This is a genomic window from Azospirillum tabaci, from assembly GCF_014596085.1.
GTDB lineage: Bacteria > Pseudomonadota > Alphaproteobacteria > Azospirillales > Azospirillaceae > Azospirillum > Azospirillum tabaci.
Genome location: NZ_JACCJY010000019.1, coordinates 1 through 26,620, shown reverse-complemented (window position 1 = coordinate 26,620; position 26,620 = coordinate 1). Strand labels below are relative to the sequence as shown.

Below are 26,620 nucleotides of genomic sequence, written 5' to 3'. Positions count from 1 at the left end.
CGGCTGTGCTCCGTGCCGCCCGTCGGCACCATGATCATCCCTTATTAACGTTACTCAGTGGCAAATTCTTCCGTCAGACGGTCAATAATTTTGCCTACACCAAACCGGATGGGGTCACTGGCCGGAAGGCCATGGGCCTTGGCCGCCGCCTCCAGGCAGGCGCGCGCCTCGTCCTCGCCATAGGCCTTGGTGTTGATGGCGATTCCGACCGGGCGGATGGCGGGGTTGGTCAGCCGTCCGCAGCGGATGGTCAGATCGATGACCTCCTGGATCGAGGGCAGCGGGTGCTGCACGCCGCGCATGGTGCTGCGGGTCGGCTCGTGGCAGACGACGAAGGCGTCGGGCTGGGCGCCGTGCAGCAGCCCCAGCGACACGCCGGCGAAGGACGGATGGTAGAGCGAGCCCTGCCCCTCGATCAGGTCCCAATGGGCCGGGTCGGCCGCCGGGGCGATCCACTCCACCGCGCCGGAGATGAAGTCCGCCACCACCGCGTCGATGGCGACCCCGCGTCCGGAGATGAAGACGCCGGTCTGGCCGGTGGCACGGAAATCCGCGTCCATGCCGCGGGCGCGCATTTCCTTCTCCAAGGCCAGCGCCGTGTACTTCTTGCCGACGGAACAGTCGGTGCCGACCGTCAGCAGCCGTCGGCCCGGACGCTTGGTGCCTTTGCCGGTGGCGAAGCGCTGGTCGGAATGACGCACGTTGAAGAGCTGGCGGCCGTGGCTCGCCGCCGCTTCGGCGATGGCGGGGATGCTCTCCAGCCGCGTGTGGAGGCCGCTCGCCACGTCCATGCCGGACTCGATGGCCTGGACGATGGCGGTCGTCCAATGCTCCGGCAGGACGCCGCCGGCGTTGACCACGCCGACCACCAGCGTGCGGGCGCCCTGCCCCGCCGCCTCCGCGATCGTCATGTCGGGGATGCCGAGGTCGGCCTTGCAGCCCTCCAGCCGGATCTGGCCCAGGCACCAGTCGCGCCGCCAGTCCACGATGCCCTGCGCCGTCTTGGCGCCGAGCTGGTCCTGCACATCGCCGAGGAACATCAGGTAGGGGTGGGGAATGTTCATAGTCGGGTCCTCTCGAAGAGACCGGTTGTTCTTATCAGGAGGCTTCGGGGGTCAGGCAACCTCGGGCGTCAGGCGGCGGGCGGACATCTGGCGGAGCAGGACGGGCACGATCAGCGCCAGCCCCAGCAGCGACGAATACAGCTCCGGCGTCACCAGCAGAATCGCGGCGATGCCCAGCAGCAACCGCTCCCACCCCCGCATGTGGGTCAGCAGCCAGCCGGTCAGGGTGGCGCCCAGACAGACGATGCCGACGATGCAGCCGAGGAAGGCGATGAAGAAGTCCGGCCAGTTGAAGCCCGGCGCCACCAGAAGCAGCGACGGCGAGAAGACGAAGACGAAGGGCACCAGCGCCTTCGCCAGACCCAGCCGGAAGGCGGTGTTGCCGGTCTTGAAGGGGTCGGCCCCCGCCATGCCCGCCGCCGCGTAGGCGGCCAGCGCCACCGGCGGCGTGATGTCGGCCAGCACGCCGTAATAGAAGACGAAGAAGTGTGCCACGATCGGCGCCACGCCCAGCAGGCCGAGCGCCGGGGCGGCGATGGTCGCCATGATGATGTAATTGGCCGTGGTCGGGATGCCGCAGCCCATCAGGATGCAGACGATGCCGGTCATGATCAGGGTGAACAGCAGGGTCAGCCCCTTGGCGTCGGCCAGCCAGCCCGGCAGGAAGGCCCCAGCCCAGGCCGCCATGTCCCCCGCGGTGGAGGTGACGATGTAGGAGATCTTGAAGCCCACGCCGGTCAGCGTGACCACGCCGACGACGATGCCCACCGTGGCGGCGGCGGCACCCACCGCCAGCGCGTATTTGGCGCCGTCACGCAGACCGTCCAGGACCTCCCAGATGGTCATGCGCTTGCGCGGGTTCAGCAGGCCGACCGCAATGCACAGCGTGATGCCCCAGAAGGCCGCCATGTAGGGCGTGTAGCCGGCGATCAGGATGCCGATCAGCACGACCAGCGGGATGACCGTCGGCCAGTCGCGGCGGAAGGCTTCCTTCAGATCCGGCATCTCGTCGGGGCGCAGACCGCGCAGGCCGTTGCGCTTGGCCTCGAAATGCACCTGAACCAGAACGCCGAAGAAATGCATGAAGGCCGGAACGATGGCCGCCATGATGATGGTCGTGTAGGGGAGGTTCAGGAACTCGATCATCAGGAAGGCGGCGGCGCCCATGATCGGCGGGGTGATCTGGCCGCCGGTGGACGCCGTCGACTCCACGGCGGCGGCGAAATGCGGCTTGTAGCCCAGCCGCTTCATGGCCGGGATGGTCAGCGAGCCCACCGTCACCGTGTTGGCGACCGAGGAACCGGAGATCATGCCGAACAGCGCCGACCCGAAGATGGCGACCTTGGCGGGACCGCCCGCGTAGCGCCCGGCCACCCAGGCCGCGCAGTCGAGGAAGAGCTGCCCCAGCCCGATGCGCGTGGCGAAGACGCCGAACAGCACGAAATGGAAGACGTAGGTCGCCACCACGCCGAGCGCGATGCCGTAGACGCCCTGCGTCGTCAGGTACAGGTGATCGACGAGCTGCGAGACCGTGGCGCCGGGATGCTTCAGCAGCCCGGGCATCTGCGGCCCCCAGATCGCGTAGCCCATGAAGACCAGCCCGATAATCGGCAGCGGCCAGCCGACCGACCGGCGCGTCGCCTCCAGCAGCACGACGATCAGGATGGAGCCCAGGATGACGTCGGTGGTGGTCGGATTGCCGACGCGGAAGGCCAGATCGTCGAGCGGGATCAGCGGCACGTGCATCACCGCGACCACCGCGCCGATGGCCAAAGCCCAGTCCTGAAGGCCGATGCCCAGCGGGCGCAGCAGCGTGCCCATCACCGGCTCGCCGTAGCCACGCTTGGTGAAGGGGAAGACCAGGAAGACGAGGCCCAGCACGAAGGACAGATGGATGCCGCGATGCTCCATCTCCGGCAGAAGGCCGAAGCCGGCGGTGTAGTAATGGAACAGCGACAGCACGATCAGCAATCCGCCGACCAGCTTTCCCGCCAGCGGCGACAGCGGCCGGAAGCGGATCTCGGAGTCGAACTTCTCCTCCAACTCCCGCGCCTTGGCCTCGTCGAGTTCCATGGACGCGGACTCCAGCCGGATGTCGGATGGCGGATCGCGATGGGTATCGGTCATGGATGCTCCGTTCCCCGCTCCCCTCTGGGGAGAGGGTTAGGGTGAGGGGGTTGCGCATGGAGATATGTCCGGCAAAGGCACGGCCCCCTCACCGGCTCTCGGCGAAGCAAAGCTTCGCCTGACGCCGTCAGCGCAAACATCGTTTGCGCGAGAGGCCCTTCGGGCCTCCCTCTCCCCAAAGGGGAGAGGGCTAAAAACGGCGGGATCAGCGCGTCTTACTTCAGGACGCCCTGTTCCTTGTAGAACTTCTCCGCACCCGGATGCAGCGGGATGCCCAGGCCGTTGGTCGCCGTCTGCAACGTGACGAGCTTGCCCTTGGCGTGACCGGCTTCGAGCGCGGCGCGGCTCTTCTCGTTGTAGAGCGTCTTGACGATGTTGTAGACGAGGTCGTCCGGCTGCTTGGCGCTGGTCAGCCACTGGGCGTTGACGGAGATGGTCGGCGTCTCCGGAACGTCCTTGTAGGTGTTGGCCGGAACCGTGTCCTTGGCGAAGAACTGGTACTGGGCCAGCATCTTGTCGATTTCCGGCCCGGTGATCGGAACCAGCGAGATGCCCGAGGAGGTCGCGAGTTCGGAGATGGCGCCGGTCGGGTAGCCGCCGACGAAGAAGTAGGCGTCCAGCGCGCCGTCGCGCAGACGGTCGCCCGCCGGGCCCGGCTTCAGATACTCCGCCTTCACGTCCTTCTCGGTCAGGCCGAAGGCGCCGAGCACGATGCGCGAGTCGACCAGCGTGCCGGAACCCGGCTCGTCCAGCGACACCCGCTTGCCCTTCAGGTCGGCGACCGACTTGATGTTGGCGTCCTTGCGGGCGACCAGATGGATGGTTTCCGGGTAGAGCGTGGCGATGACGCGCAGGTCCTCGACCTTGCCCTTGCCCTCGAACAGGCCGGTGCCGGTGTGGGCCCAATAGGCGACGTCCGACTGCGAGAAGCCCGACTCGGACGAACCACCCTTGATGGCGTTGATGTTGGCGACAGAGCCGTTGGAGGCCACGGCGGTCGCCACCAGATCGGGTACGCCGCCGTTGGCGCCGGAGATGACGTTGGCGATCAACCCGCCCACCGGGTAGTAGGTGCCGGCGGTGCCGCCCGTGCCGATGCGGAAGAAGGCCGGGGTCTGCGCCACGGCGATGGTGGCGCCGATGGCGACCACGCCCGCCACGGCGGCGAAGGCCAAACGGCGGGTCTTGGACAAGACGTTCACGACAACCTCCCAATTATTTCGCGTCGTAACGAAATGATGCCTTTGGGTAGGAGGCTTGTCGATACGAATGGGTGTCCCGTCGCGTCATACGGCCCATTCCGTGATTAAGTGGGCCGTATGACGCGACGAAACGCGTCAGTCCGCCAGCAGCGCCGCCGCGTGGTGGCGCAGATGGTCGTCGATGAAGCTGGCGATGAAGAAGTAGCTGTGGTCGTAGCCCGGCTGCATCCGCAGGGTCAGCGGGTGGCCCGCCGCCTCCGCCGCCCGCTGCAGGTTTTCCGGCTTCAACTGCTTCTCCAGGAAGCTGTCGGCGTCGCCCTGGTCCACCAGGATCGGCAGCTTCTCCGTGGCGCGGCCCAGCAGGGCGCAGCTGTCCCACTCCAGCCACGCCGCGTAATCGGTGCCGAAGAAGCGCTCGAACGCCTTCTCGCCCCAGGGCACGCTCGCCGGGTTGCCGATCGGCGCGAAGGCCGACACGGCGCGGTAGCGGCCCGGATTGCGCAGCGCGCAGACCAGCGCGCCGTGCCCGCCCATGGAATGGCCGGCGATGGAGCGCCGGTCCGTCACCGGCAGTTCGGCCTCGACCAGCTCCGGCAGTTCCCGCACCACATAGTCGTGCATGCGGTAATGCTTCGCCCACGGTTCCCTCGTCGCGTTGACGTAGAAGCCGGCGCCCAGCCCGAAGTCCCAGGCGCCCTCCGGGTCGCCGGGCACGTCGGGGCCGCGCGGGCTGGTGTCCGGCGCGACGATGGCGATGCCGAGTTCCGCCGCCATCCGCATGGCGCCGGCCTTCTGCATGAAGTTCTCATCGGTGCAGGTTAGGCCGGACAGCCAGTAGAACACCGGCACCTTGCCCGATTCGGCCTGCGGCGGCAGATAGACGGCGAAGACCATGTCGCAGTCCAGCACCGCGGAGCGGTGCCGGAAGCGCTTGTGCCAACCGCCGAAGCAGCGGTTCGCCGCGATCTGGGTCAGTTGCGACTCCATCCGGTCCTCACGGGTTGTAGAGGATGACGGAGCGGATGCTCTTGCCCTCGTGCATCAGGTCGAAGGCCTTGTTGATGTCCTCCAGACCCATGGTGTGGGTGATGAAGGTGTCCAGCTCGAACTCGCCCTTCAGGTAGCGCTCCACGTAATCCGGCAGCTCCGACCGGCCGCGCACGCCGCCGAAGGCGGAGCCGCGCCAGACGCGCCCGGTGACGAGCTGGAACGGGCGGGTGCTGATCTCCTCCCCGGCCCCGGCGACGCCGATGATCACCGACTCGCCCCAGCCCTTGTGGCAGCATTCCAGCGCCGCGCGCATCACCTTGACGTTGCCGATGCACTCGAAGCTGTAATCGACGCCGCCGTCGGTCATCTCGACCAGAACCTCCTGGATCGGGCGGTCGTAGTCCTGCGGGTTCACCACGTCGGTGGCGCCGAGCTGCTTGGCGATCTCGAACTTGTCCGGGTTGATGTCGACGCCGATGATGCGCGACGCCTTGGCCATGACGGCGCCGATGATCGCCGACAGGCCGATGCCGCCCAGGCCGAAAATGGCCACCGTCGAGCCCGGCTCGACCTTCGCGGTGTTGCGCACGGCGCCCATGCCGGTGGTCACCCCGCAGCCGAGCAGGCAGACCTTCTCCAGCGGAGCGGCCTTGTTGATCTTGGCGACCGCGATCTCCGGAAGCACCGTGTATTCGGAGAAGGTGGAGGTGCCCATGTAGTGGAACACCGGCTGGCCCTTCGCCGTGAAGCGGGTGGTGCCGTCCGGCATCAGCCCCTTGCCCTGGGTGGCGCGGATCGCCTGGCAGAGGTTGGTCTTGCCGGACAGGCAGAATTTGCACTTGCCGCATTCCGGCGTGTAGAGCGGGATGACATGGTCGCCGACCTGGACGGAGGTGACGCCCGGCCCGACCTCCTCGACGATGCCGGCGCCCTCATGGCCCAGGATCGCCGGGAACACGCCTTCCGAATCCATGCCGGACAGGGTGTAGGCGTCGGTGTGGCAGACGCCGGTGGCGACGATGCGCACCAGAACTTCGCCCTGTTTGGGCGCCGCGACCTCGACCTCTTCGATCTCCAGGGGGCGCTTCGCTTCCCAGGCCACCGCCGCGCGTGACTTCACCATCCCACCGTCTCCATGCGTTCGCGTTTCTTTGATGGTCGACGTTAGCATTCCGCGCGCGTTGACAACGCTGCAATGTTGGAGAGGATTGTTGCCGTATGGGGATAATCAGCGCGGAAGGGGGCCGGACGGGTGAGCCGCTGGGATGGCATCGACGAGTTCGTGGCGGTCGCCGAGTGCGGCGGCTTCTCCCGCGCGGCGGAGCGGCTGCGCATCTCCTCCTCGCAGGTCAGCCGGCAGGTGGCGCGGCTGGAGGACCGCCTGCAGGCCCGCCTGTTCTACCGCACCACCCGCAGCGTGACTCTGACCGAGGCCGGCCGCTCCCTGCTCACCCAGTGCCGCCGCCTGATCGAGGAGCGGGACGAGGCGCTGCTCGCTGTCAGCGACCTCCAGGCGGAGCCCAAGGGCCTGCTGCGCCTGACCTGCGCGGTGGCCTACGGCGAGCGGTTCGTCGTCCCGCTGGTGAACGATTTCCTGGAGCGCCACCCCCAGCTCCGCGTCGAGATCGAACTGACGAACCGACGTCTGGATCTGGTGCATGAGGGGGTGGACCTCGCGGTGCGGCTGGGGCGGCTGATGGATTCCAGCCTCGTCGCCACGCGGATTGCGCCGCGGGTGATGCATCTGTGCGCCGCACCGTCCTATCTGGAGCGGCGCGGGACACCGCGCCGGCTGGCCGACCTCGCCGAACACGACTGCCTGACCGGCACCGCGGACGGCTGGACCTTCGACGCGGGCTCGCTGGAGGATGGCGGCCCGGAGTGGCTGTTCCGGCCGCAGGGGCGCTGGCGCTGCAACAGCGGCACGGCGGTGCTGGACGCCGCTTTGCGCGGCTTCGGGCTGTGCCAGTTGCCCGATTATTATGTGATGGAGCATCTGACGGCCGGGCGGCTGGTCTCCCTTCTGGAGGCCCACCGCCCGCCCAACACCGCCGTCTGGGCCGTCTACCCGCCGCAGCGCCACCTGTCGCCCAAGGTGCGGCTGCTGATCCAGCATCTCAAGGAAGGGCTGGCCCGGCGGCCGGAGTATCGCTGACCGCTCGGCAGTCGGTCGTTCAGCAAGCGGTTTGGCGCGGCGTGCGCTCGACCTCCAGGCCGAAGAACGGACGCAGCGCGGTGCCCAGGTAATTGCCGGCCAGCGCCGCGACGATCCACACCCAGCCGTGCAGGCTGCCCGAGGCGATCCCGCTGAAATAGGCGCCGATGTTGCAGCCGTAGGCGAGGCGCGAACCGTAGCCGAGCAGCAGCCCGCCGACCACCGCCGCCACCAGCGACCGCAGCGGCAGCTTCCACACCGGGGCGAACTTGCCGGCCAGACCGGCGGCGAGCAGCGCGCCCAGGATGATGCCGAAATCCATCACCGAGGTGACGTCGGCCAGCACGCTGTCCTGCAACGCCTTGGCCTGGGCCGGCGCCTGCCAGAAGGGCCAGGAGGCGACGTCCACGCCCAGCGCGGCCAGCCCCTTGCTGCCCCACAGCGCGAAGGCCGAGGTGATGCCCCACGGACGCCCGGCCAGCGCCAGCGTCGCGAAGTTCAGCACGGCCAGCGCGACCGCTCCCCAGACCAGCGGCCAGGGACCGCGCAGGAAACGCCGCAGCCCCTCGGTCTTCGCCGGAGCGCCCTCGATCAGGCGGCCGTGGCGCCGCTTCTCCAGCGCGAGGGTGCCGGCATAGACGGCGGCGAAGAGGACGAGGTTCACCGCCAGCGCCACCGGCCAGCCCCAGGCCGCGACCACCGACACCGGGGCGGTGGTCCATTGCGCCTGCCACCAGGGCAGGTGATAGGCGCCCAGCACCGAGCCGACGATGAAGAAGGCCAGCGTCACGACCATGCGCGTGCTGCCGCCGCCCACCGTGAACAGCGTGCCCGAGGCGCAACCACCGCCCAACTGCATGCCGATGCCGAACAGGAAGGCGCCGGCCACCACCGACAGGCCGACCGGCGACACCAGCCCCTTCACCGGGGTGCCGAACAGCGTCCCCGCCGCCAGCACCGGAAAGAACAGCGCGCAGGCCACGGCCAGCATGACCATCTGCGCCCGCAGCCCCGCCCCGCGCCGGTCCGCGATGAAGACGCGGAAGGCGGAGGTGAAGCCGAACAGCGCGTGGTAGAGCACGAGGCCCATGGCGCCGCCCACCAGATAGAGCGCCGCCTGCCGCCCCGACACGGCGTCGCCGATCCACAGGCCGCCGCCCACCAGGGCGAGCAGAGCCACGGTGACCACCCGCCAGTCGATGCCCGGCAGAAGCGTGGCCGAACCCGCCGCCCGGCCCAGAGTCGTGTCCGTCATCCCGACACTCCAAAACAACAAAAATGATGAGTTGATAAAGGCGATTGCCCTGATTGGGTGCAGTAGATAATGGGATGCTTTCCACAGGAAAGGCCGTTCTGCGCATTCCTGTCCTGCGCGGGGTTTATCCGTCAGCCCTCGGGGAACAGGCGCCGGGCCAGCCGACCGAGCGTCAGGCTCTGCACGATGATGGTGAAGGCGACCACGGCGTAGCAGGCGACCAGCAGCAGGTCGCGGTGCGGGTTGCCGGGCAGCGACAGGACCAGCGCCACCGCGATGCCGCCGCGCACCCCGCCCCAGGTCAGTACGGCGATCGCCGCCGCCTTCCGCTGACTGCGCAGATGGACGGCGACGACGGGCAGCACGCTCGCCAGCCGGGCCACCAGCGCCAGCAATGGCGCAAGGAACGCCGCGACCATCACGGGCGCCTGCCAGGACAGCACCAGCGCGGCCTCCAGCCCGACGAGCATGAACAGGATGGCGTTCAGGATCGCGTCGACCATCGACCAGAAAGCCCTCATGATGAAGCCCGACCGCTCTGATGAGACATGGTGTTTGGCGGTGTTCCCGATCAGCAGCCCCGCCACCACGACCGCGATCGGGCCGGACAGGCCGAGCCGCTGGGCGAGGCTGTAGGTCGCCGCCGCCAGGGCCAGCGAGATCGACAGTTCCACCGCCGGGTCGTCCGCCCGGCTTTTCGCCCAGAAGGCCAGGGAGCCGGTCGCCAGCCCCAGAAGGACGCCGCCGCCCGCCTCCTTCACGATGTCCCAGGCGACGCCCGGCACCGTCAGGTCGGTGTCGGTCCCAGTGGCCAGCCCGAGCAGGAGGGCGAACAGCACCACCCCCATGCCGTCGTTGAACAGGCTCTCCCCAGCGATGGCGGTGCGCAGCCCTTCCGGCAGCGGCGCCTTGCGCAGCACGGCCAGCACCGCCACGGGGTCGGTCGGCGCCAGCGCCGCCCCCAGCACCAGACACCAGATCAGCGGCACCGGCTGGCCCATGGCGTCGAAGACCAGCCACATGCCGATCCCCATGACGGCGGTCGAGACCACGACGCCCAGCGTTGCCAGCAGCGCCACCGCCCAGCGCCGCCGCCACAGCGTGCCGCTGTCCTGCTCCACCGCCCCGGCGAACAGCAGGAAGGCCAGCATTCCTTCCAGCAGCGCTTCGGGCAGGTGGGCGCTGGTCACCAGACGCTCTTCCCAGGCGCGGATGTCGATGGCCGGCACCAGCGTCCCGACCACCGCCGTCGCGAAGGCGAAGCCGAAGGCCAGCAGGAACACCCCCGCCGTCGCCGGCAGGCCGAGCAGCCCGCGGCTGGCGAAGCTGAACAGCGCCGCCAGGGTCAGCAGGATGGACAGCAACTCGAACGTGCCCATGAACATCCGTCGGCAAAGAGACAAGCCATGCCAACAGGACGCCCGCCGCGATCCTCTCGCGCTCAGTCCTCCGGACCGTCCAGCCCCTCCAGGATCGCCGGGGCGAAGGCGGTCCGCCAGCCCTCCCGGTGCCGAATGTCGCCGAAGGCGGGCAGCACCAGCTCCGCCCCGGTCGCGGCCACCAGTGCCGTCAACTGGCGCAGCGTGGGGTGGACGTTCCAGCGCAGGTACCGCGCGCGGCCGGCGTCGACCAGCGTCCGCGACGGCGTGCCCGCCGCGAGGTAGCCGGTGAAGACGATGTCCGGCCCGCCCGGACCGGCCCAGTGCTCCACCAGCTCGGCGGCTGTGCCGCTGGTCGCGTTGGGACCGGCGGCGAAGGTGATGTCGCGCGGGTCGCCCGGCGCCTTGGCGCGGTCGAGCAGCCGGCGCAGGCGCTCATCCGTGCCGGGCCGCAGGGCGGTGTCGGCCTCCGCCAGCAGATGGGCGATGGCGGTGCGGTGGGCGTCGTCGATGGCCGGGACGACGCCATGGTCCAGCGCCCACAGGGCCATTTCCGGCCCGCGCCCGTCCGCCGCCACCGGGAACAGCGCGCCGCCCGCGTGCAGGAAGGGCTCCAGCGCGGCCAGCCGCTCCGATTGCGGGGTGTCATCCAGCCCGTAGGAGGCGTCGAGGATCACCCGCCGCGCCGGCGGCGGCGGGTCGAAGGGGAACAGGGCCGATTCGTCGGAATGGTCGCCCATGTAGAGAATCCCGCCGTCCTCCGTGCCCAGGTGGATCCACACCCCGCCCGGCGCGTGGCCGGACCGCCCGGTGGTCACCGGCACGCCTTGGATCTCCACCGTTCCACGGACCGGCAAGGGTTGCGCCGCGATGGTCGGCGGCAGGAGGCGGGCGGCGAGCGGCGTGGCGTAGACCGGAGGGCTGCCGAGCCGGTGGCGCAGGCCCAGGGCGCCGGCATGGTCACCGTGGGTGTGGGTGACCAGGATGGCGTCCACTCGCCCCGCCCCGCTCAACGGCGGCAGGCGCCCGGCGTCCGGCCCCTCGCCGAGGTCGAGCAGCAGCCGCACCCCGCCGATCATCGCCAGGAAGCAGGCCGGCCCCTTGTTCCCCAGACCCGACAGGGCGCGCAGCCGGACCTTGCTCCCACGCCCCCTCATCGCCCCCGTCATAGCAGCGTCACTTGACATCACGCCCCCGTTCCGCACTGTGCCTATCCCTCGCCACGTTCCTGAATAGCGCAACTTCCGGCACCATGACCATCCAGACGCCCGCCCTGCTGATCGACGCCGCCTCCCGTCACTATGCCGGGACCCCCGCCCCCGCGGTGGACGGCGTGACCATCGACGTGGCGGCGGGGGAGTTCCTCGCCCTGCTCGGCCCGTCGGGCTGCGGGAAAAGCACGCTGCTGCGCATGGTCGCCGGCTTCGAGCGGCTGGACGGCGGGCGCATCACGGTCGGCGGGCGCACCCTGTCCGGCCCCGGCACCCACGTCCCGCCGGAGGAGCGGCGGATCGGCCTCGTCTTCCAGTCCTACGCGCTGTGGCCGCACATGACGGTGGCCGGCAACGTCGCCTACCCGCTGGAAACCGCCCGCGTGCCCCGCGCGGAGCGGGAGCAGCGGGTGCGCGCCGCGCTCGACACGGTGGGGCTGTCGGGCTTTGACGCGCGCCACCCCGCCGAGCTGTCGGGCGGCCAGCGGCAGCGCGTCGCGCTGGCCCGCTGCCTCGTGATGAGCCCGGAGCTGGTGCTGCTGGACGAGCCGCTCGCCAACCTCGACGTGCATCTGCGCGCGGCGATGGAAGAGGAGTTCGCCGACTTCCACGCCAAGACCGGCGCCACCATGGTCTACGTCACCCACGATCAGGCGGAGGCCATGGCTCTGGCGACGCGCATCGCGGTGCTCGACCGCGGGCGGCTGGCCCAGGTGGCGGCCCCCCGCACGCTCTACCGGGAACCGGCGACCCGCATGGTCGCCGGCTTCGTCGGCCAGGGCGCGGTGGTGGACGGCGTTGTGACGGGTCCGGTTGCGGACGGCCGCGCGCGGGTGCGCCTGTTCGGAGCGGAGGCGCTGGTCCGCTGCCGCCCCGGCCAGTCGCAGGGGCCGGCGCTGGTCTGCCTGCGGCCCGAGGATCTGGAGCCGGCGGCGGACGGTCCCGTCGCCGCGACGGTGGTGCGCGCCGCCTACAAAGGCGGATTCGTGCTGGTGGAAGCCGAACCGCAGGCGGCGCCGGGCGTGCGCCTGTTGCTGCGGGTGTCCGGCGACGCGCAGGTCGCGCCGGGCGAGGCGCTGAGCCTCGCGGTGCGCGACGGATGGGTGGTGCCGGAGGGGGCGTGAGGTGGTGGCCTAAAGCCCCCCGCTCTTGGCGGACCGAAGGTCCGCCTGCCGCGTCAGCGCAAACCTCTGGTTTGCGCGAGAGCTTCGCAGGGGAAGGAGAAAAGCCCTCCCCTGCGGAGCGGGGGAGGGTTGGGTGGGGGCCCGTCTCAAGAGCGTCTCACCCCCGCCAGGGAATGATCCCCGCCGGCAACCGCCGCCCCAGCCAGCCGACCGCCAGCAGCACCGCCACCACCACCGTGATGGTCACCACGCTCAGCGCGGCGGCGAGCGTCGGGCTGCCGCCCTCCTCCAGCGCGTAGACGACGACGCCCAGCGTCTCCCGGCCCTGCGACCACAGCAGGATCGACACGGTCAGCTCGTTGAAGGCGGTCAGGAACACCAGCACCCCGCCCGCCGCCGCCGCGGGCGCCACCAGCGGCGCCACGATGGTGCGCAGGCGGCGCAGCGGCCCGGCGCCGCAGGCGCGCGCCGCCTCCTCCATCGCCGGGTCCAGCGCGGCGCAGGCGGCCTGGGCCGGGCGCAGGGCCAGCGACAGGAAGCGCGCCAGATAGGCCGCCAGGATGATCCCCAGCGTGCCGTAGAGGCTGACGCCCAGCAGCGGCAGCGGCTTCAGGAAGACCAGGATGCAGCCGATGGCCAGAACCACGCCGGGCACCGCGTGCGGCAGCTCGATCAGCACGCCGATGGCGCGGACCAGCCGCCCGCCCTTTCCCGGCCCGGCCATGGCGTGGGCCAGCGGGATCGCCAGCAGGACCAGCAGCAGCGCCGCCACCCCCGACAGGACGAAGGAGTTGGTGAAGGCCCGCCCCACCTGATCGAGCCCCAGCACGGTGGCGTAATGCGCCAGCGTCGCCGTCTCCGGCCCCAGCGGCAGGCCGTAGACGCGGATCAGGCTGGTCGAGGCCAGCGCCGCCAGCGGTGCCGCCAGGATCAGCGCCACCACGGTCCAGCAGAGGAATTCCAGCGGGCGCCGCGCCCGGCCCAGCCGCAGCACCGCCGCGGGCGCCGAACCGCCGATCACCCGCGCGTCCACCCGCGCTTGGAGCGCCATCTGCGCGGCGATGCCGACGCAGGCGATGGCGCCGATCAGCACGGCCAGCACCGCCACCTCCGGCAGGACGGACGGGCCGAACCCGGCCAGCCGCCGGTAGATCAGCGTCGGCAGCACCGGAATGCCCGCCGGGATGCCGAGCAGCGCCGGAACCCCGAAATTGCCCAGTGCCGCGACGAAGGACAGGGCCAGCCCGGCGGCCAGACCCGGCAGGCTGAGTGGCAGGACGATGGTGCGCAGCACCCGCCCGCGCCGGGCGCCCGCGGCCTGCGCCGCCTCCACCAAGTCGCGCGGCACGGCGCGCAGAGCGGCGCGCAGCGCCAGGAAGACCAGCGGCGCGTGCTCGATTCCCATCACCAGGATCATCCCGGCGGAGGAATAGACCGGATTCGGCGTGCCCGGCACCGGGGCGAGGCCCAGCGGCTTCAACAGCGGGCTGCCCGACCCGGCGAGGTGAATCCAGGACAGCGCGACGATCTGCGGCGGAATCATCAAAGGCAGAATCAGGCAGAAGGCCAGCGCCGTCTTGCCCCTGAGGTCGGTCATGCCGCAGAGCAGCGCGAAGGGCACGCCGAGCGCCGCCGCCACGACCGTGGCCCCGGCCGCGATGGCGACGCTGTTGCCGGTGGCGCGCCACGTCATGGGGGAATTCAGGACGCGGGTCAGCGCCGTCAGGTCGCCCGCCGCCATCGGCCCGGCGACCTCCCACACCAGCCGCAGGATCGGCAGCAGGACGATCAGCCCGGCCAGCGCGAAGAGCAGCGGCGCCCCGGAAACGGAAAAACGACCGGCGGCGCGGAAGGGCCGCCGGTCGCCAAAAGCAGCGAGACTCATCCTTAGCCGCCGAACAGGTCGGCGAAGTCCTTCTTGTTGGCCTCGTCGTCCTTCAGCGCCTTGGCCGGGTCATAGGGCATCAGCGAGATGAAGGAGGTGTCCGGGAAACCGGCCGGCGGTGCCACCCCCGGCAGCGCCGGCAGGAAGCCCTGGCGGGAGGCCAGCTCCTGACCCTCCTTGCTGAGCAGGAAGGCGATGAAAGCCTTGGCGGCGTCGGGATTCTTGGTGGTGTTCAGGATGGCGACCGGCTCGGTCACCGCGCTGACGCCCTCCTTGGGGAAGACGAAGGCGACGGGGGCGCCCTTGGCCTGCTCGCGGATCGGCAGATAGTCGACGATGACGCCGTACAGCTTCTCGCCGCTGGCCACCGACTTCAGGATGCCGCCGTTGCCCTTGGCCGCGGTGGCCCCGTTGGCCTGGAGCTTCTCGTAGAAGGCCATGCCGAGATCCGGCTGTTCCTTCACGGCGGCCATGTGGATGGCGGCGGCGCCGGAATAGAGGGGGCTGGGCATCACGGTGGTGCCCTTGGCCTCCGGCTTCAGCAGGTCGAGCCAGGAGGAGGGCTTCATCGGCGCCGCCGTGTTGTAGGCGATGCCGGTGGTGATCAGCTTGGTGGCGAACCACGTGCCGTCCGGATCGTGCGTGCCGGGGCGGTAGCCCTGGACCGGCGCGTCCTTGTAGGCCAGCAGGCGCTTCTCCGCCTTCAGCGACTCCATGGTCACGGCGTCGGCGATCAGCAGCAGATCGGCCTGCGGGCTGCCCGCGGCGATTTCGGCGCGGAGCTTGTTCATCAGCTCGGTCGTGCCGCTGCGGACCCACTCGACCTCGACGCCGGGGTTCTTCGCCTTGAAGGCATCCACCGTCTGCTTCGCGTCGGCTTCGAGCTGCGAGGTGTAGAGCACCAGCTTGCCGGCCGGCTTGTCCGCGGCGGCCTGGGCGGGCAAGGCCAGCAGAAGCGCGCTCGCGGCGGCGGCGATGGTCGTTCCGATGGCGGCGAGCGCCGCGGCGAGGTGTGTGCGCTTGGCCTTCATGTCTCCCGTTTCCCTCTCTGGTCGTCTCCGCCGGTCCGGAGCCCCACTGGAGTGCCCCGGTATGCGGACGAAGGCCCTTGTTTACGCCAGAACCATGACAGCCGCGTGACGGCGACCGTTCCAGACGGTCTTCAGCGTCATACCCGATTGGGACGGCGCAGGGAAAGAGGCGAGGAATGGGGCGGCGTATGGGGATGCGCGGCGCATGGAGAGGCGGCGCAGGAGGCGGGGTCGTCCTTGCCGACGGCCAGCGCGTTGCGGGTGGCCTCCAGCCGGTCGGCGGAGCGCGCCACGGCGTTGGCGCTCTTGCGCAGGCGGTGCAGGCTGCGGACCATGCTGTCCACCGCAGCGCCGCGGAGTTGGGCGGCGCGGGCGGCGGGCGCGTTCTCGTCGCCCGGTACGGCGTGCAGGGGGGTCGGCTTCGTCACCAGCAGGGTGGAGACCTCCAACCGCATGGCGTTGTCGCGGACCGCGTGCACGCGGTGGACCAGTTCAGCCAGGGAGATGTCGCGGCACAAGCCGCGGCACCACAGGGCACCGGTTTCCGACCGCATGCAGAATCCGCATCCCGTCTCCTGACGCCACAAGCGCTTCGCGGTGTGTACCGGCATGCTCCACCTCGTTGCTCCGACTCCAGCAAAGCGCGAGAGGGCCCAGGAAGCAAAACGTCTTTGGCAATACCGCAGTGTGGGGAGGCCAGGGTGCCCCTTCTTCGAACGTAGTCGCACGAAGGGCTTGGAAGACAGGCCGCTCGGCAGCACCCTTACGGGCGATAGCCCAAGCGACAGGAGCAAGGACCGTGACCAGCGACGCCCCCGCCCGGCCCATCCTTCAGATCGAGTATTGCCGCCAGTGCCGCTGGATGCTGCGCGCCGCCTGGATGGCGCAGGAACTCCTGACCACCTTCGAGGACGAACTGGGCGGCGTCACCCTGATGCCCGGCACGGGGGGCATCTTCGAGGTCCGGCGCGGCGCGGCGGTGATCTGGTCGCGCAAGGAGGAGGGCCGCTTCCCCGACATCACCGAACTGAAGCAGCGGGTGCGCGACCACATCGCCCCGGACAAGCCTCTGGGCCACGCCGACCGCAAGCGGCCGGCGGACCCGTGAGAGGAAACGCCTAGCGGACGGCCTTCACGTCGGTGACGGCCACCGTCTGCTTCGGCGGCGCGGAGCCGAAGCCCTGCTCCAGCAGTTCGGCGACCTCACGGTCGCGGGAGGCGGCGGTGGTGCCGCCCAGGACGACGGCGACCAGACGCTGGCCGTTGCGGCTGGCGCTGCCGGCGAGGTTGAAGCCGCTGAGGTTGATGAAGCCTGTCTTGATGCCGTCGTAACCTTCCACCCGGCCGAGCAGCCGGTTGTGGCCGGGCACCACGGTCCCGTTCCAGTCGAAGCGCGTGCGCGAGAAATAGGCGTATTCCCGCGCCGGACGGGACACGATGGCGCGCGACAGGCGGGCCATGTCGCGGGCGGTGGTGCGCTGCTCCTTGTGCGGCAGGCCCGAGGCGTTGCGGAAGGTGGTGCTGGTCATGCCCAGCGCCTGCGCTTTCGCGGTCATCATCTCGGCGAACTGCTCCTCGCTGCCGCCCAGCGCCTCCGCCAGCACGACGGCTACGTCGTTGGCCGACTTCACCGTCAGGGCGAGAATCGCGTCCTCCACCCGGATGGTCGAGCCCACGGCGAGGTTCAGGCGCGACGGCTTCTGGTTGGTGGCGTGGCGCGACACCGGCAGTTCCTGGTCCAGACGCAGCGTGCCCCGCTCCAGCGCCTCGAAGGTCAGGAGCAGGGTCATCATCTTGGTCAGCGACGCCGGGTAGGTCAGCGTGTCCGCGTTTTCCGAATCGAGGACCCGGCCTGACTGCGCGTCCATCAGCACATAGGCGTGGACCGGGCGGAAGACGGCGGCGCCCGCCACGGTGCCGGCGGCAGCCCCGGCGGCGACGCGTCCCGCGCGGCGCGCCTTGCCCGTGCGGTGGACGGCGGCCTTGCGGACGGCGGCCTTCTGGGTGGCCGATTTGTGGACGGCTGCCTTGTGCACGGTCCGAACGGCGACGGGCTTCGCCGCGGCCTTCTGGGGCGCTGTCTTGGCGGCCGTCTTGGTGGTGGGCTTGGGCGCTTGCTTGCGCACCGTCTCCTGGGCCGCCTTGGCGAGGGCGTCCGCAGGGGTGAAGGCGACGGGCGTGGCGATGGCCAGGGACAGAAGCAGCGGCAGGACGAAACCGTACGGCGAACGCGGCATGATGGCGACCGGATGGAGAGATGGTCGCCTCCTGTACCCTGAAAGCGGTTAACAAAAAATGTGTCGAATCTCTGGCGCCTTGTGTGATTTTGCGGTCCCAGCGCGAGCGGCGCCATTTACCATTCGATCACACACGGCTTCGCCATTGCCTGTGTCGCAGCGGCAACTCTGCTGTGCACATTGTGGCACAGAAGCATCATCCGGCGCGATGTCACTTGTGCCGCGCCGCCGTGGGCGTCAGATGTCTTATGCCGAAAGGGCGCTGGTTCCCGCGTGTCGTCCGTGCGACCTCACGTATGGACAGAGCCTTTCGTTAGCCGTCTGTTCATCGCCGCGTGGGATGCTTCGATTATGCTGACGACCATTCGCACCTGCGCTCGGCCCGCCCTCGGAGCGAGGGTGGCGGCCTGCCTCCTCGCCGGGCTGCTCGCCCTGCCCGCGCAGGCCGCGCCGTCCACCGCTTCGGGCACCTCCACGGGCCGGGATGTCGTGGGAACCTGGATCGCGCGGATCGACCAGCGCGCCGCTGAACTGGAAACCATGCCCCGCGTGCAGCAAACGCGCGTGGGCTATGGCTCCGTCCTGAAGAAGGGTGACGGCGGCATGGTGGACGTGGTGGCGCCCGGCCCCGTGCGCCCGTCCGACGTGCCGGAGGGCACGGCCCCGGCCGCCGGGGCGGTTCCGACGGTCGTCGTGACCCCGCCCGCCGAACCGATCCCGCAGGCCGATCCATCCGCGACGCCCGGCAACGCGCTCAGCGGATCGGCGACGCCCGGCACGGTGGTGGAGGTGCTGCCCCCGCCTCCGGCCCTGACCATCCAGGTGCGGGCGCGCAGCGCCGACCGCGTCGGCCGCCTGTCCACCCGGCTGATCGAGCTGGGTTTCCTGAACCAGGAGCAGTGGACGGAAACGTTCGACGACAATCTTGAGTTGGCCGTCCGCGCCTTCCAGCTTTCCGAAGGGCTGATGCAGGACGGCAAGGTCGGCGAGGTCACGCGCCAGGCGCTCGACCGCACGCCCAAGGAGGCCGCCAAGCTGATGCGCGGCGCCACCGCGTCGATGCGCGCCTTCCAGGCGTCGGTTCCGGACACGGTGATCCTGGTCAACCTGCCCAGCCAGACCGTGTCCTACATCGAGCGCGGCAAGCTGAACTTCACCATGCGCGCCGTGGTTGGCCGCCCGTCGCGCCAGACCCCGCTGCTCCAGGACCGCGTCACCAGCGTGACGATCAACCCCACCTGGACTGTGCCGCCGACCGTTCTGGTCGAGGACAAGCTGCCGGTGCTGCGCAAGAAGGGCAACACCGGCATCAAGGACGCCGTCGTCTATCTGGATGGGGTCGAGGTGGTGCCGGAGAGCATCAACTGGTGGCAGGTGACGCCAGAGCGCATCCGCATCGTCCAGAAGCCGGGCGACGACAACGCCCTCGGCCGCTTCCGCTTCAACCTGACCAACGGCGACGGCATCTTCCTGCACGGCACCAACGATCCGCGGCTGTTCGAGCGTGACCTCCGCGCCGCCAGCTCCGGCTGCGTGCGGCTGGCCGACGCGCGGATGGTGGCGGAGACGCTGCTGCGCCCCGCCAAGCTCGATTCCGCGGCGATCGAGCGGCAGCTGGACAGCGGCAAGACCAAGACGGTGTCCCTGCCCAACGCCGTGCCGGTCCGCTTCGTCTACTGGACCTCGACGGTGGAGACGGATGGCACCGTGCGGGTGCATCCGGGCATCTACGACGACGTGCCGACCAGCCCGTCCGCTCCGTCGGCCACCCAGGCGCCCGCCGCCGCGGGAACCGTCTCGGCCCCGCGCCGGGTGGAGCCGAAGCCCGTCCGCCCGACCCCGGCCGCCGCTCCGCAGCCGGCTCCGGCGCCCGCCCAGTCCTCGTCCACGGCCACCCCGGCCCGCGCCGCCGACACGCGCAACGGTGCCGAGGCCGTCCGCACGGCGATGTGACGCCGTCGCGCAGGACCATGCTCCGGGAAACGTAGAAAAGGCGCCGTCTCGACGGCGCCTTTTTCGTACCCATCTTTCTTACGGCGGCGCCCCGTCCCGCGCCGCGGCGGAGGTGCGCCATGATCCCCTTCCCGGCTTCTGCGCGGCTGTGCGCCCTGCTCCTGCCCGCCCTTCTGATGATGCCGGCCCCGGTGTTCGCCGGCGGCTGGCACGGGGGCAACTTCTTCGGTTTCAGCATCACCCTGCCGCTGGCCTTCGGCTTTCCGCCACCCGTCTACGTTCCGCCGCCCCCCGTGGTCTATGTGCCGGTCCCCCAGCCGGCGCCGGCGGCCCCGTTGGCCACCCGGACCTCCCCCACCTATCTCGGCCCCGGTGGGCGCTACTGCCGCGATTTCCAGATGCCCGGCGTCGTCGGCGGACGCCCCGTGACGCTGGTCGGAACCGCGTGCCTGGACCCGGACGGGCAATGGCGAGTGATCGGCTGACGGGACGGGATGCGGGCGGGCAACTCTACCCGCAATATCGGGATATCCCCAGAAGCTGTGGGTAACTCTGTGAGCGAATCCGGGGGCAACCTGTGAGCATGGCCGTGAATCCGCGGCCCCGACCGAATTGCCTAAAATTCAGGCACGACTGAAGTGGCGGATTTGCTCGTCTTTTGCGGTCTTCGCCGGCCTCCGGCGAGTTTGGAAAAACAAAAAAGCAACATTCGGAGAGTCAAGGACGCCGTTCAGGTTAATGTGCATAACTTGGGCTAGCCCGGACCATTGACCCAGCCCACGGTTTCAGCCGCAACGCCGGGGCTCACCCGCAGAGGCGGCCCAGCAGTTCCGCCAGCCGGCTCCGTTCATCCGCCGAAAGGCGCCCGGTCAGTTCGGCCTCCGCCCGCGCGATGGCCGGCCCCGCCGTCTCGACCACCCGGCGCCCGCTGTCGGCCAGTCTGACGAGGTTGCGGCGACGGTCCAGGCTGTCGGGGCTGCGCAGGAGATAGCCGCGGTCGATCAGCCGCACCACCACCCCCTGCATGGTGGCGGGGTCCATCGCGATGCTGCGCCCCAGGTCGATCTGCGACATCGGCCCATGCTGGTGCAGCGCCGCCAGCGCCGCCCATTGTGGCGCCGTCAGGTTGAAGCCGGTCAGCGCGTCGCTCAGCATCGCGGTGGCGCGCTGGTGGACGCGGCGGATGCGGCTGTGGATGGACTCGGCGGGGACGGTGCAAAGGGCGACGTCGCAACCCTCCCTGCCGTCGGCAGTCTCGTTGCCGGCCATTTCGGTCGGGAGAGCCATGAACGCGGCGGCCTCGTGTCAATGAACGACACTTTGGCCTTTAACACCGATCTGTGTCGGTTGTGTTTCAGGAGCGGCTTGCGACGTTACCGTTTTGAAATATGACAAAAGTCGAGGTCACTCCGCAGCCCGACGGATCGCTGGCATGGTGTCGCCGCGGACCTCTCGCCGCTCCAAATCGATGAGTTGGACCATCCGGCGTTCCACGGCGACCAGATACTCGCGCGTTTCCAGCCCGCGGCACTCCCGGCTGTGCCGGCGCAGCAGGATGATGGCTTGGTAGGAGGGGTTGCGGCTCCACGGCATGGTCGGCTCGCGCGGAAAGACGGTGGCGGGGGCTCCGATTACAATCGAGAAATATTACGGGAGTGCGAGCGGCGCCATGAAAATTCTTCGTTGCGAACGGGACCCTGGACTGCTCGGAACGGTTACGTGCACCGCCGCCGCGACGCATCGCGCGTACGGCTGTTTGCCGGAGCGGATGGCTTTGGGAGAGGCGGTGCGCATGGGCACGACCGGTGCGTTGATGGTGGTGACGGCCCTCGCCTTTCTGGTGGCGGTGGTCTCCTATGATCCGACGCCCTTGCGCGTCATCGTGACCGCCCTGTGCTGCGCTCTGGCCGGCTTTTTTATGGGACGCCGCTGAGGAGCGCCCCGGCGCCGAAGCAAAATAGAGTTATCCGGTCCGTTAATCGTTGCATCTCCGCTCCCATGTGGCATGAACGCCTTGTGGAGTTTGAAGAACATCCACCGCCGATGGCCCTGTTCCGGCTGCACCCGTGACGGTTCGACCCACCCGAGTGCGAGGATGGCCGTTCTCCTTCATCAGATTTCCTTGGCGATGCCCCATTATCTGCGTCTGTTTCTCTTGATCGTGGCCGCCGTGGTGCCGCTCGCGGCGCTCCAGTTTATGACGCAGCACAGCCTGCGGCAGGATCGGGAGAACGAGGTGCGGAACGACACCTTGCGCCTTCTCGACCTGCTGGACTCCGAGCAGCAGCGCATCGCCGCCGAGGCGCGGCAGGTGCTGGCCACGATCGTCGAATCGGGCGTGCCGCAGGCGGGACCGCCGGACTGCCAGCGGACCATGGACCGGCTGCGCGCCCGCTATCCCGCCTATCTGTCGGTGGAGGTGGCCGACCGGGAGGGCCGGGTGTGGTGCGCGACCGACCCGGTCTCGCTGGGCGTCGATCTCGGCGGCATCCGCACCTTCCAGAGCGCCCTGGCCACCGGTGCCCTGACAACGGGCGAGTATGGGCTGCGCGATCCCAACCAACGCCCCATCCTGCCTTTCCGCCTGGCCTACCCGTCGGCGGACGGCACGCCGGGCGCACCCCCCGGCGGCGTGGTGACGGTGCTTCTCGACGCCCGCTGGCTGGAGGAGAATCTCGGTCGCCGCCCCCTGCCTTCAGGTATGGAGATGGTGGTCTCCGACCGACAGGGCCACATGGTGGCGCGCCTGCCGGAGGCCCCCGAGGCCATCGGGCAGCCTCTGCCCGCCGCCATGCTTCAGGCCATGCATGCGGCGCGGGGGACACGGTCGGTGGCCGTCTTCGACACCGGTGGAACGGAACGGATGGTGGTCTCCGCCCCCCTGGACACCGGCACCCGCGAATCGATGATCGCCATCGGGATCGACCGCGACGCGGCGATGCGCCCGGTCGAGGACGCCATGCTCTCTTCGCTGGCGCTGTTCGGCGGGGTGTTCCTGCTCACCTGCCTGGGCGCCGCCTGGGGCATGCGGCAGTTTTTGCGCGTGCGCGAACGGATGCTGGAGACCGTCGTCGAGAAGGCGTCGGTCTTGGAAAGCACGACGGACGCCGTGGCCGAACTCGACCGGTCCTGGCGCGTCGTCTTCATCAACGAACGGGCGCGGACCCTCCTGCCCGATTCCGGAGACGCCGTGGGGCGGAACGGGCGCCAAGCCTTCGCGGAACTGATGGCCGGCGAGTCCGGGCGGACCCTGCAACAGGCCATGGAGCACCGCGAAGCGGTGGAGTTCGAGACGCAGGGACCACGCAGCGGGGTCTGGTTCGCCGTCCGCGCCTTCCCGTCGCGCAAGGGCTTGGCCCTGTACTTCCGGGACGCCACGGAGCGCCGGCGCCTGGAGGACGAACGCACGCTCCTGACCCGGCAGTTGGAGGCGGAGCGCAGCCTGCTGACGGCCATTCTGGACCATTTGCCCTCGGGGCTGCTGGTGGCGGAGGCTCCGACCGGGCGGATCGTCAAGGTCAACGACACCGCGCTCCACCTGCTGGGCGGCACGCCGCCGCCCAACGTCGGCTGCGGCTGCGACGACAAACGGGCCTGCGACGGCGGCGCCTGCTTCGGCGAGGGGCGCTGCCCGCTGTCCCGCGCCCTGCGGCAAGGCGAGACGGTGGAGCAGGAGGACATGCCCTACACCCGGCCCGACGGCACTGCCATGACCCTGTCGGTCAGCGCCACCCCGGTCCGCGCCTCCGATGGACGGGTGACCCTGGCGATCTGCACCTTGCGCGACGTTGGGGAGCGCAAGGCGATGGAGCTGGCGCTCCAACGCGCCAAGGAGGAGGCCGACGAGGCCAACCGCGCCAAATCGAAGTTTCTCGCCGCGGCCAGCCACGACCTGCGCCAGCCGATGCAGTCCATGTTCCTGTTCACCGGCATCCTGCACCGCTTCATCAAAGACGAGCGGGGACAGCGCAGCCTGGAAATGCTGGAGCGCGGCCTGGACACGCTGAAGGGGCTGCTGGACAGCCTGCTGGATGTGTCGCGGCTGGACGCCGGGGCGGTCGATCCGCGTTTGGAGCCCTTCGCCCTGAACAGCCTGCTCGATGAGATCGCCGCCTCCTACGCGCCGATCCTCGAGAGCAAGAAGCTGGCCTTCCGCATCGTGCAGGACCGCGCGGCAACGGTGCTCAGCGACCGCGTGCTGCTGGGCCGCATGGTGCGAAACCTGCTGGAGAACGCCGTCAAATACACGGAACGCGGGGCGGTGCAGATCGCCGTGCGGACACAGGGCGGCAAGACGCAGGACGGCAAGACGCAGGACGGCAAGACGCAGGACGGCCGGGTGCGGATCGAGGTCAGCGACACCGGGATCGGTATTCCGCCCGACCAGTTGACTCAGATCTTTGCGGAATTCCATCAGATCAACAACCCGGAACGGGACCGGGCGCGCGGCCTCGGCCTCGGCCTCGCCATCGTGCAGCGGCTGTCGACGATCCTCGACCACCCCGTGGAGGTGAAATCCCAGCCGGATCGCGGTTCCGTCTTCGCCATCACCGTTCCGCTGGCCGCGGTGGAGACGGCGCCGCCTCCCCCGCCGATGACCGCCTCCGCCTTCACCGGCGGCGCCGAGGCTCCGCACGCCCTGCTGGTGGACGACGACGCCATCGTCCTGCTGGGGTTGCGCGACATGTTCCGCGAATGGGGCTATGAGGTACGGATCGCCGGTTCCACCGACGAGGCGGTGGCGAAGATCGAAGCCGACGGGCGCATGCCCGACGTGATGCTGGTCGATTACCGCCTGCGTGAAGGGCGCGTCGGGACGGAAGCGGTGGTGCGCGTCCGCGCCATGGCCGGATGGGACGTGCCCGCGATGATCCTGACCGGGGAAGCCGGCCCGGAGTGCGAGACGGACGCCGCCGCGCACGGGCTGGAGGTGGTCCGCAAGCCGGTGACGCCGCGCCAGCTCCGGCGCGTTCTGGACCGCGCCATGGCGAAACAGGCGAAGACGGCGGGGGCCTTGACCGCCGCGGAAGGGGAGCGTCTTCCCCTGTAATGGACTCAGCAACGGGGAGCGCGAACGTCCTTCGCGCCGTCCTCGCCCGTCACCTCCACCATGACCCGCCACATCATCGCGCCCCCAGTTCGCTGCCGGCTGAGCGCGCTGTACTGACCCTCCCCCAAGGTATGCAATGGACTCGAGGCGCCTCAGCCGAACCAGGGGGCGGCGTTGCCGGTCTGGCCGAGGATGGTCGGCCAGCATCCGTTCGAGATCGCGGTAGCGGATCGCGAACCGCAGGCACCGGCGCACCGCCCACAAGATCACCGCGACCGTGAAGTGCCGTTCCTTGAACGGGCTCCTTGCACCGCGCATCACCGCATCAACCCCAGACGCCGATCCGGCTGACGTTCCACGTGATCTCCGCTCATTCGCAAACGCCGCAACAGAGCCTTCGAGCCCGTAACGTCGATCCCGGCATGGATGGCGGTTGCCCCCGTCAGGACGCAAAAACGGTCGATCGTCGTTGTGACCAATGGTGGGAGGTGGTCAGAGCGGCGATGGCGGCGGCGATTTTCACACCACCTTGGACGGACGGCTCAATTGGATTTGCGTAGTCCTCTGCCTTGTCGCAGATCAGGCGCAAGTCGATCAGCGGCAAGCCCCGTACGAATGCTTCACGGGTGATGACATCGTTGAAGATGGTCAGGCCGGTAGTGACCAATCGTTGCCGAAGCGGGTCGGGGTAGCGCGCGTCGTAGATCGTGCACACGGCCGTCGGCAAGCGCGAAGCCAAGACGGCGTCGAGCATCGCCCGATAGTCGTTTTGGAACCGCTCCCGTACCTCGCCCAACCTGTTGACCACCGCGGCAACCGACCGCGCACCCTCATCCAGGAGTCCGGAGTGGCGCAACGCATCGTTGCCGCCCACGCTCACGATGAGATGGGTTGCGTCAGGAGGACATTGCTGGACTTGTCGCGCTACGCTGCTGGTCACGGCACCGTCTTCCGCTCGGAGAGTCGCGCGCCAGCCTGACGGCAGACGCAAGCGAAGCTGTGCCGCCACGTCCGGTCCGCCTTCCACATAGGCGGAATTGTCGAAGATCGAATCGCCCAGCAGGACGATATGCGGCATCGAAGCGGATGAAACCATGCAGGCTCTCCCCAGTGCCATTGCCACAACAGTGGACAACCGCTTTCCCTCCCATTTCAAAGCGGAGTTCTCTCCATCGTCCTGTGACCGGCGCCTCGGACAGGGAGCCTGAAGGAAAGCGCTTGCCGTTGCGCAAGAGTGACTGAACTCGGCTCGATCCCACATGCACACCAACGCCGAAATTGGAGCCTCGGGGACCGGATGCGCCTTAGGCCCGATCAGGCCGATTCGCTGCCCCAAAATTCTTCTTGACCTCAAGTGAGCTTGAGGTTTTAGCCTGATCGCATTGGATCTGGCATGCCAGAGCCGATTGCAACACGGACTGCGAAAGGCAGCGATCCCCAGCGCACCAAGGGAGGCGTGTGTGATCTCTCCGACATCCGTCAATTGGACCATGCTGAACACGCTGCGTGCCATGCCGGGTCCCGAGGCCACGACACCTCCAGTCTCGCTGCTGACCATCACGAAGGCGGCAAGCTTGAAGCCGGCCATTGTGAGGCCGGTACTCGGCGAATTGGTCAGGCTGGGTTTTGTCCAGGAGTATGCAACACAATGCGGCAAGCAATATGCGAGAACGGAAAAAGGTGATCAGCGGATTTTGGAAATAAAGGGTTGGCTTCGATAGCCGCCCAGAAGCCCGCGGGGATCAACCGTCCGCGCCCTCCACTCCTGCTCGCTTCAATGACGAACGGTTTGGCCACGCCGCCAGGCTCCGTATGCCTGCGGCTCAACAGGGAGAGACTGCATGGGCAAGGCACTCGAAGGCGTGCGGGTTCTGGACTTTACCCATGTTCAGTCGGGTCCGACCTGCACCCAGCTTCTGGCGTGGTTCGGCGCCGACGTCATCAAGGTCGAGCGTCC

The 26,620-nt window shown here is 69.2% G+C and carries 24 protein-coding genes; 9 read left to right on the top strand and 15 right to left on the bottom strand.

All coding sequences use genetic code 11. From position 1 onward, the window contains the following. Positions 1–50 precede the first annotated feature (50 nt). From dgcN to H0B54_RS17440, 5 genes are all read right to left on the bottom strand, one after another. The gene (dgcN, locus tag H0B54_RS17460; RefSeq protein ID WP_188261379.1) at positions 51–1,064 is read right to left on the bottom strand and encodes an N-acetyltransferase DgcN; all 1,014 of its coding nucleotides are present in this window, start codon (positions 1,062–1,064) and stop codon (positions 51–53) included. A 51-nt stretch (positions 1,065–1,115) separates the two neighbouring features. Then, a complete protein-coding gene (locus H0B54_RS17455) occupies positions 1,116–3,191 on the bottom strand; it encodes a TRAP transporter permease (RefSeq protein WP_094304878.1) in 2,076 nt (691 codons plus the stop codon). Between the two features lie 215 nt (positions 3,192–3,406). Further along, positions 3,407–4,393 carry a TAXI family TRAP transporter solute-binding subunit gene (locus H0B54_RS17450; RefSeq protein WP_094304879.1) on the bottom strand — a complete coding sequence of 329 codons (987 nt, stop codon included), beginning with the start codon at positions 4,391–4,393 and terminating at the stop codon, positions 3,407–3,409. A 135-nt stretch (positions 4,394–4,528) separates the two neighbouring features. Then, positions 4,529–5,380 carry an S-formylglutathione hydrolase gene (gene fghA / locus H0B54_RS17445; RefSeq protein ID WP_188261378.1) on the bottom strand — a complete coding sequence of 284 codons (852 nt, stop codon included), beginning with the start codon at positions 5,378–5,380 and terminating at the stop codon, positions 4,529–4,531. Positions 5,381–5,387: 7 nt separating this feature from the next. Continuing rightward, complete coding sequence (locus H0B54_RS17440) at positions 5,388–6,503, bottom strand: S-(hydroxymethyl)glutathione dehydrogenase/class III alcohol dehydrogenase (RefSeq protein WP_188261464.1); 1,116 nt, start codon at positions 6,501–6,503, stop codon at positions 5,388–5,390. A gap of 132 nt (positions 6,504–6,635) precedes the next feature. Here H0B54_RS17440 and H0B54_RS17435 point away from each other — a divergent pair, with 132 nt between their 5' ends. Continuing rightward, positions 6,636–7,538, top strand: coding sequence for a LysR substrate-binding domain-containing protein (locus H0B54_RS17435; RefSeq protein WP_188261377.1), 903 nt, complete (start codon positions 6,636–6,638; stop codon positions 7,536–7,538). Positions 7,539–7,557: 19 nt separating this feature from the next. Here H0B54_RS17435 and H0B54_RS17430 read toward each other — a convergent pair whose 3' ends face one another. The 3 genes from H0B54_RS17430 to H0B54_RS17420 all read right to left on the bottom strand — a co-directional run bounded on the left by H0B54_RS17430 (position 7,558) and on the right by H0B54_RS17420 (position 11,359). Beyond that, positions 7,558–8,793, bottom strand: coding sequence for a YeeE/YedE family protein (locus H0B54_RS17430; protein WP_188261376.1), 1,236 nt, complete (start codon positions 8,791–8,793; stop codon positions 7,558–7,560). 131 nt (positions 8,794–8,924) lie between these two features. Then, positions 8,925–10,172 (bottom strand): cation:proton antiporter, encoded by a 1,248-nt coding sequence (locus H0B54_RS17425; RefSeq protein WP_188261375.1) that lies wholly within the window; start codon positions 10,170–10,172, stop codon positions 8,925–8,927. Positions 10,173–10,234: 62 nt separating this feature from the next. Continuing rightward, positions 10,235–11,359, bottom strand: a complete 1,125-nt coding sequence (locus H0B54_RS17420; RefSeq protein WP_246472576.1) for an MBL fold metallo-hydrolase — start codon at positions 11,357–11,359, stop codon at positions 10,235–10,237. 65 nt (positions 11,360–11,424) lie between these two features. On the opposite strand from H0B54_RS17420, the gene H0B54_RS17415 reads away from it, so the two are divergent. Further along, positions 11,425–12,507, top strand: a complete 1,083-nt coding sequence (locus H0B54_RS17415; RefSeq protein ID WP_188261374.1) for an ABC transporter ATP-binding protein — start codon at positions 11,425–11,427, stop codon at positions 12,505–12,507. A 157-nt stretch (positions 12,508–12,664) separates the two neighbouring features. Here H0B54_RS17415 and H0B54_RS17410 read toward each other — a convergent pair whose 3' ends face one another. From H0B54_RS17410 to H0B54_RS17400, 3 genes are all read right to left on the bottom strand, one after another. Further along, positions 12,665–14,392: an ABC transporter permease gene (locus tag H0B54_RS17410; RefSeq protein WP_188261373.1), complete on the bottom strand. Its 1,728-nt coding sequence runs from the start codon at positions 14,390–14,392 to the stop codon at positions 12,665–12,667. Between the two features lie 2 nt (positions 14,393–14,394). Next, positions 14,395–15,423, bottom strand: a complete 1,029-nt coding sequence (locus tag H0B54_RS17405) for an ABC transporter substrate-binding protein (RefSeq protein ID WP_094304887.1) — start codon at positions 15,421–15,423, stop codon at positions 14,395–14,397. 137 nt (positions 15,424–15,560) lie between these two features. Beyond that, positions 15,561–15,977: a hypothetical protein gene (locus tag H0B54_RS17400; RefSeq protein ID WP_188261372.1), complete on the bottom strand. Its 417-nt coding sequence runs from the start codon at positions 15,975–15,977 to the stop codon at positions 15,561–15,563. Positions 15,978–16,222: 245 nt separating this feature from the next. Here H0B54_RS17400 and H0B54_RS17395 point away from each other — a divergent pair, with 245 nt between their 5' ends. After that, on the top strand, positions 16,223–16,531 hold the full coding sequence (locus tag H0B54_RS17395; protein ID WP_188261371.1) for a SelT/SelW/SelH family protein: 309 nt from the start codon (positions 16,223–16,225) through the stop codon (positions 16,529–16,531). 10 nt (positions 16,532–16,541) lie between these two features. Here the strand turns inward: H0B54_RS17395 and H0B54_RS17390 are convergent, their stop codons facing one another. Further along, positions 16,542–17,660, bottom strand: a complete 1,119-nt coding sequence (locus tag H0B54_RS17390; protein ID WP_188261370.1) for a D-alanyl-D-alanine carboxypeptidase family protein — start codon at positions 17,658–17,660, stop codon at positions 16,542–16,544. Between the two features lie 351 nt (positions 17,661–18,011). Here H0B54_RS17390 and H0B54_RS17385 point away from each other — a divergent pair, with 351 nt between their 5' ends. After that, on the top strand, positions 18,012–19,613 hold the full coding sequence (locus tag H0B54_RS17385; RefSeq protein WP_188261369.1) for a L,D-transpeptidase family protein: 1,602 nt from the start codon (positions 18,012–18,014) through the stop codon (positions 19,611–19,613). A 119-nt stretch (positions 19,614–19,732) separates the two neighbouring features. Continuing rightward, positions 19,733–20,098 (top strand): hypothetical protein, encoded by a 366-nt coding sequence (locus H0B54_RS17380; protein WP_188261368.1) that lies wholly within the window; start codon positions 19,733–19,735, stop codon positions 20,096–20,098. Positions 20,099–20,417: 319 nt separating this feature from the next. Here H0B54_RS17380 and H0B54_RS17375 read toward each other — a convergent pair whose 3' ends face one another. Together H0B54_RS17375 and H0B54_RS17370 are read right to left on the bottom strand one after the other, a co-directional pair. Next, complete coding sequence (locus tag H0B54_RS17375; protein WP_188261367.1) at positions 20,418–20,900, bottom strand: MarR family winged helix-turn-helix transcriptional regulator; 483 nt, start codon at positions 20,898–20,900, stop codon at positions 20,418–20,420. 117 nt (positions 20,901–21,017) lie between these two features. Then, a complete protein-coding gene (locus tag H0B54_RS17370; RefSeq protein WP_188261366.1) occupies positions 21,018–21,206 on the bottom strand; it encodes a hypothetical protein in 189 nt (62 codons plus the stop codon). Here H0B54_RS17370 and H0B54_RS29515 point away from each other — a divergent pair. Further along, a complete protein-coding gene (locus H0B54_RS29515) occupies positions 21,205–21,546 on the top strand; it encodes a hypothetical protein (protein WP_211109428.1) in 342 nt (113 codons plus the stop codon). The genes H0B54_RS17370 and H0B54_RS29515 overlap by 2 nt on opposite strands. 162 nt (positions 21,547–21,708) lie before the next feature. Continuing rightward, positions 21,709–24,663 (top strand): hybrid sensor histidine kinase/response regulator, encoded by a 2,955-nt coding sequence (locus tag H0B54_RS17360; protein ID WP_246472575.1) that lies wholly within the window; start codon positions 21,709–21,711, stop codon positions 24,661–24,663. A 442-nt stretch (positions 24,664–25,105) separates the two neighbouring features. Here H0B54_RS17360 and H0B54_RS17355 read toward each other — a convergent pair whose 3' ends face one another. Beyond that, positions 25,106–25,759, bottom strand: a complete 654-nt coding sequence (locus tag H0B54_RS17355) for an SGNH/GDSL hydrolase family protein (RefSeq protein WP_211109427.1) — start codon at positions 25,757–25,759, stop codon at positions 25,106–25,108. Between the two features lie 394 nt (positions 25,760–26,153). Between H0B54_RS17355 and H0B54_RS17350 the strand changes: the two genes are divergently transcribed. Both H0B54_RS17350 and H0B54_RS17345 read left to right on the top strand, forming a co-directional pair. Next, positions 26,154–26,384: a hypothetical protein gene (locus H0B54_RS17350; RefSeq protein ID WP_211109426.1), complete on the top strand. Its 231-nt coding sequence runs from the start codon at positions 26,154–26,156 to the stop codon at positions 26,382–26,384. Between the two features lie 120 nt (positions 26,385–26,504). Then, a partial coding sequence (locus H0B54_RS17345; RefSeq protein ID WP_188261363.1) for a CoA transferase occupies positions 26,505–26,620 on the top strand: 116 nt, incomplete at its 3' end.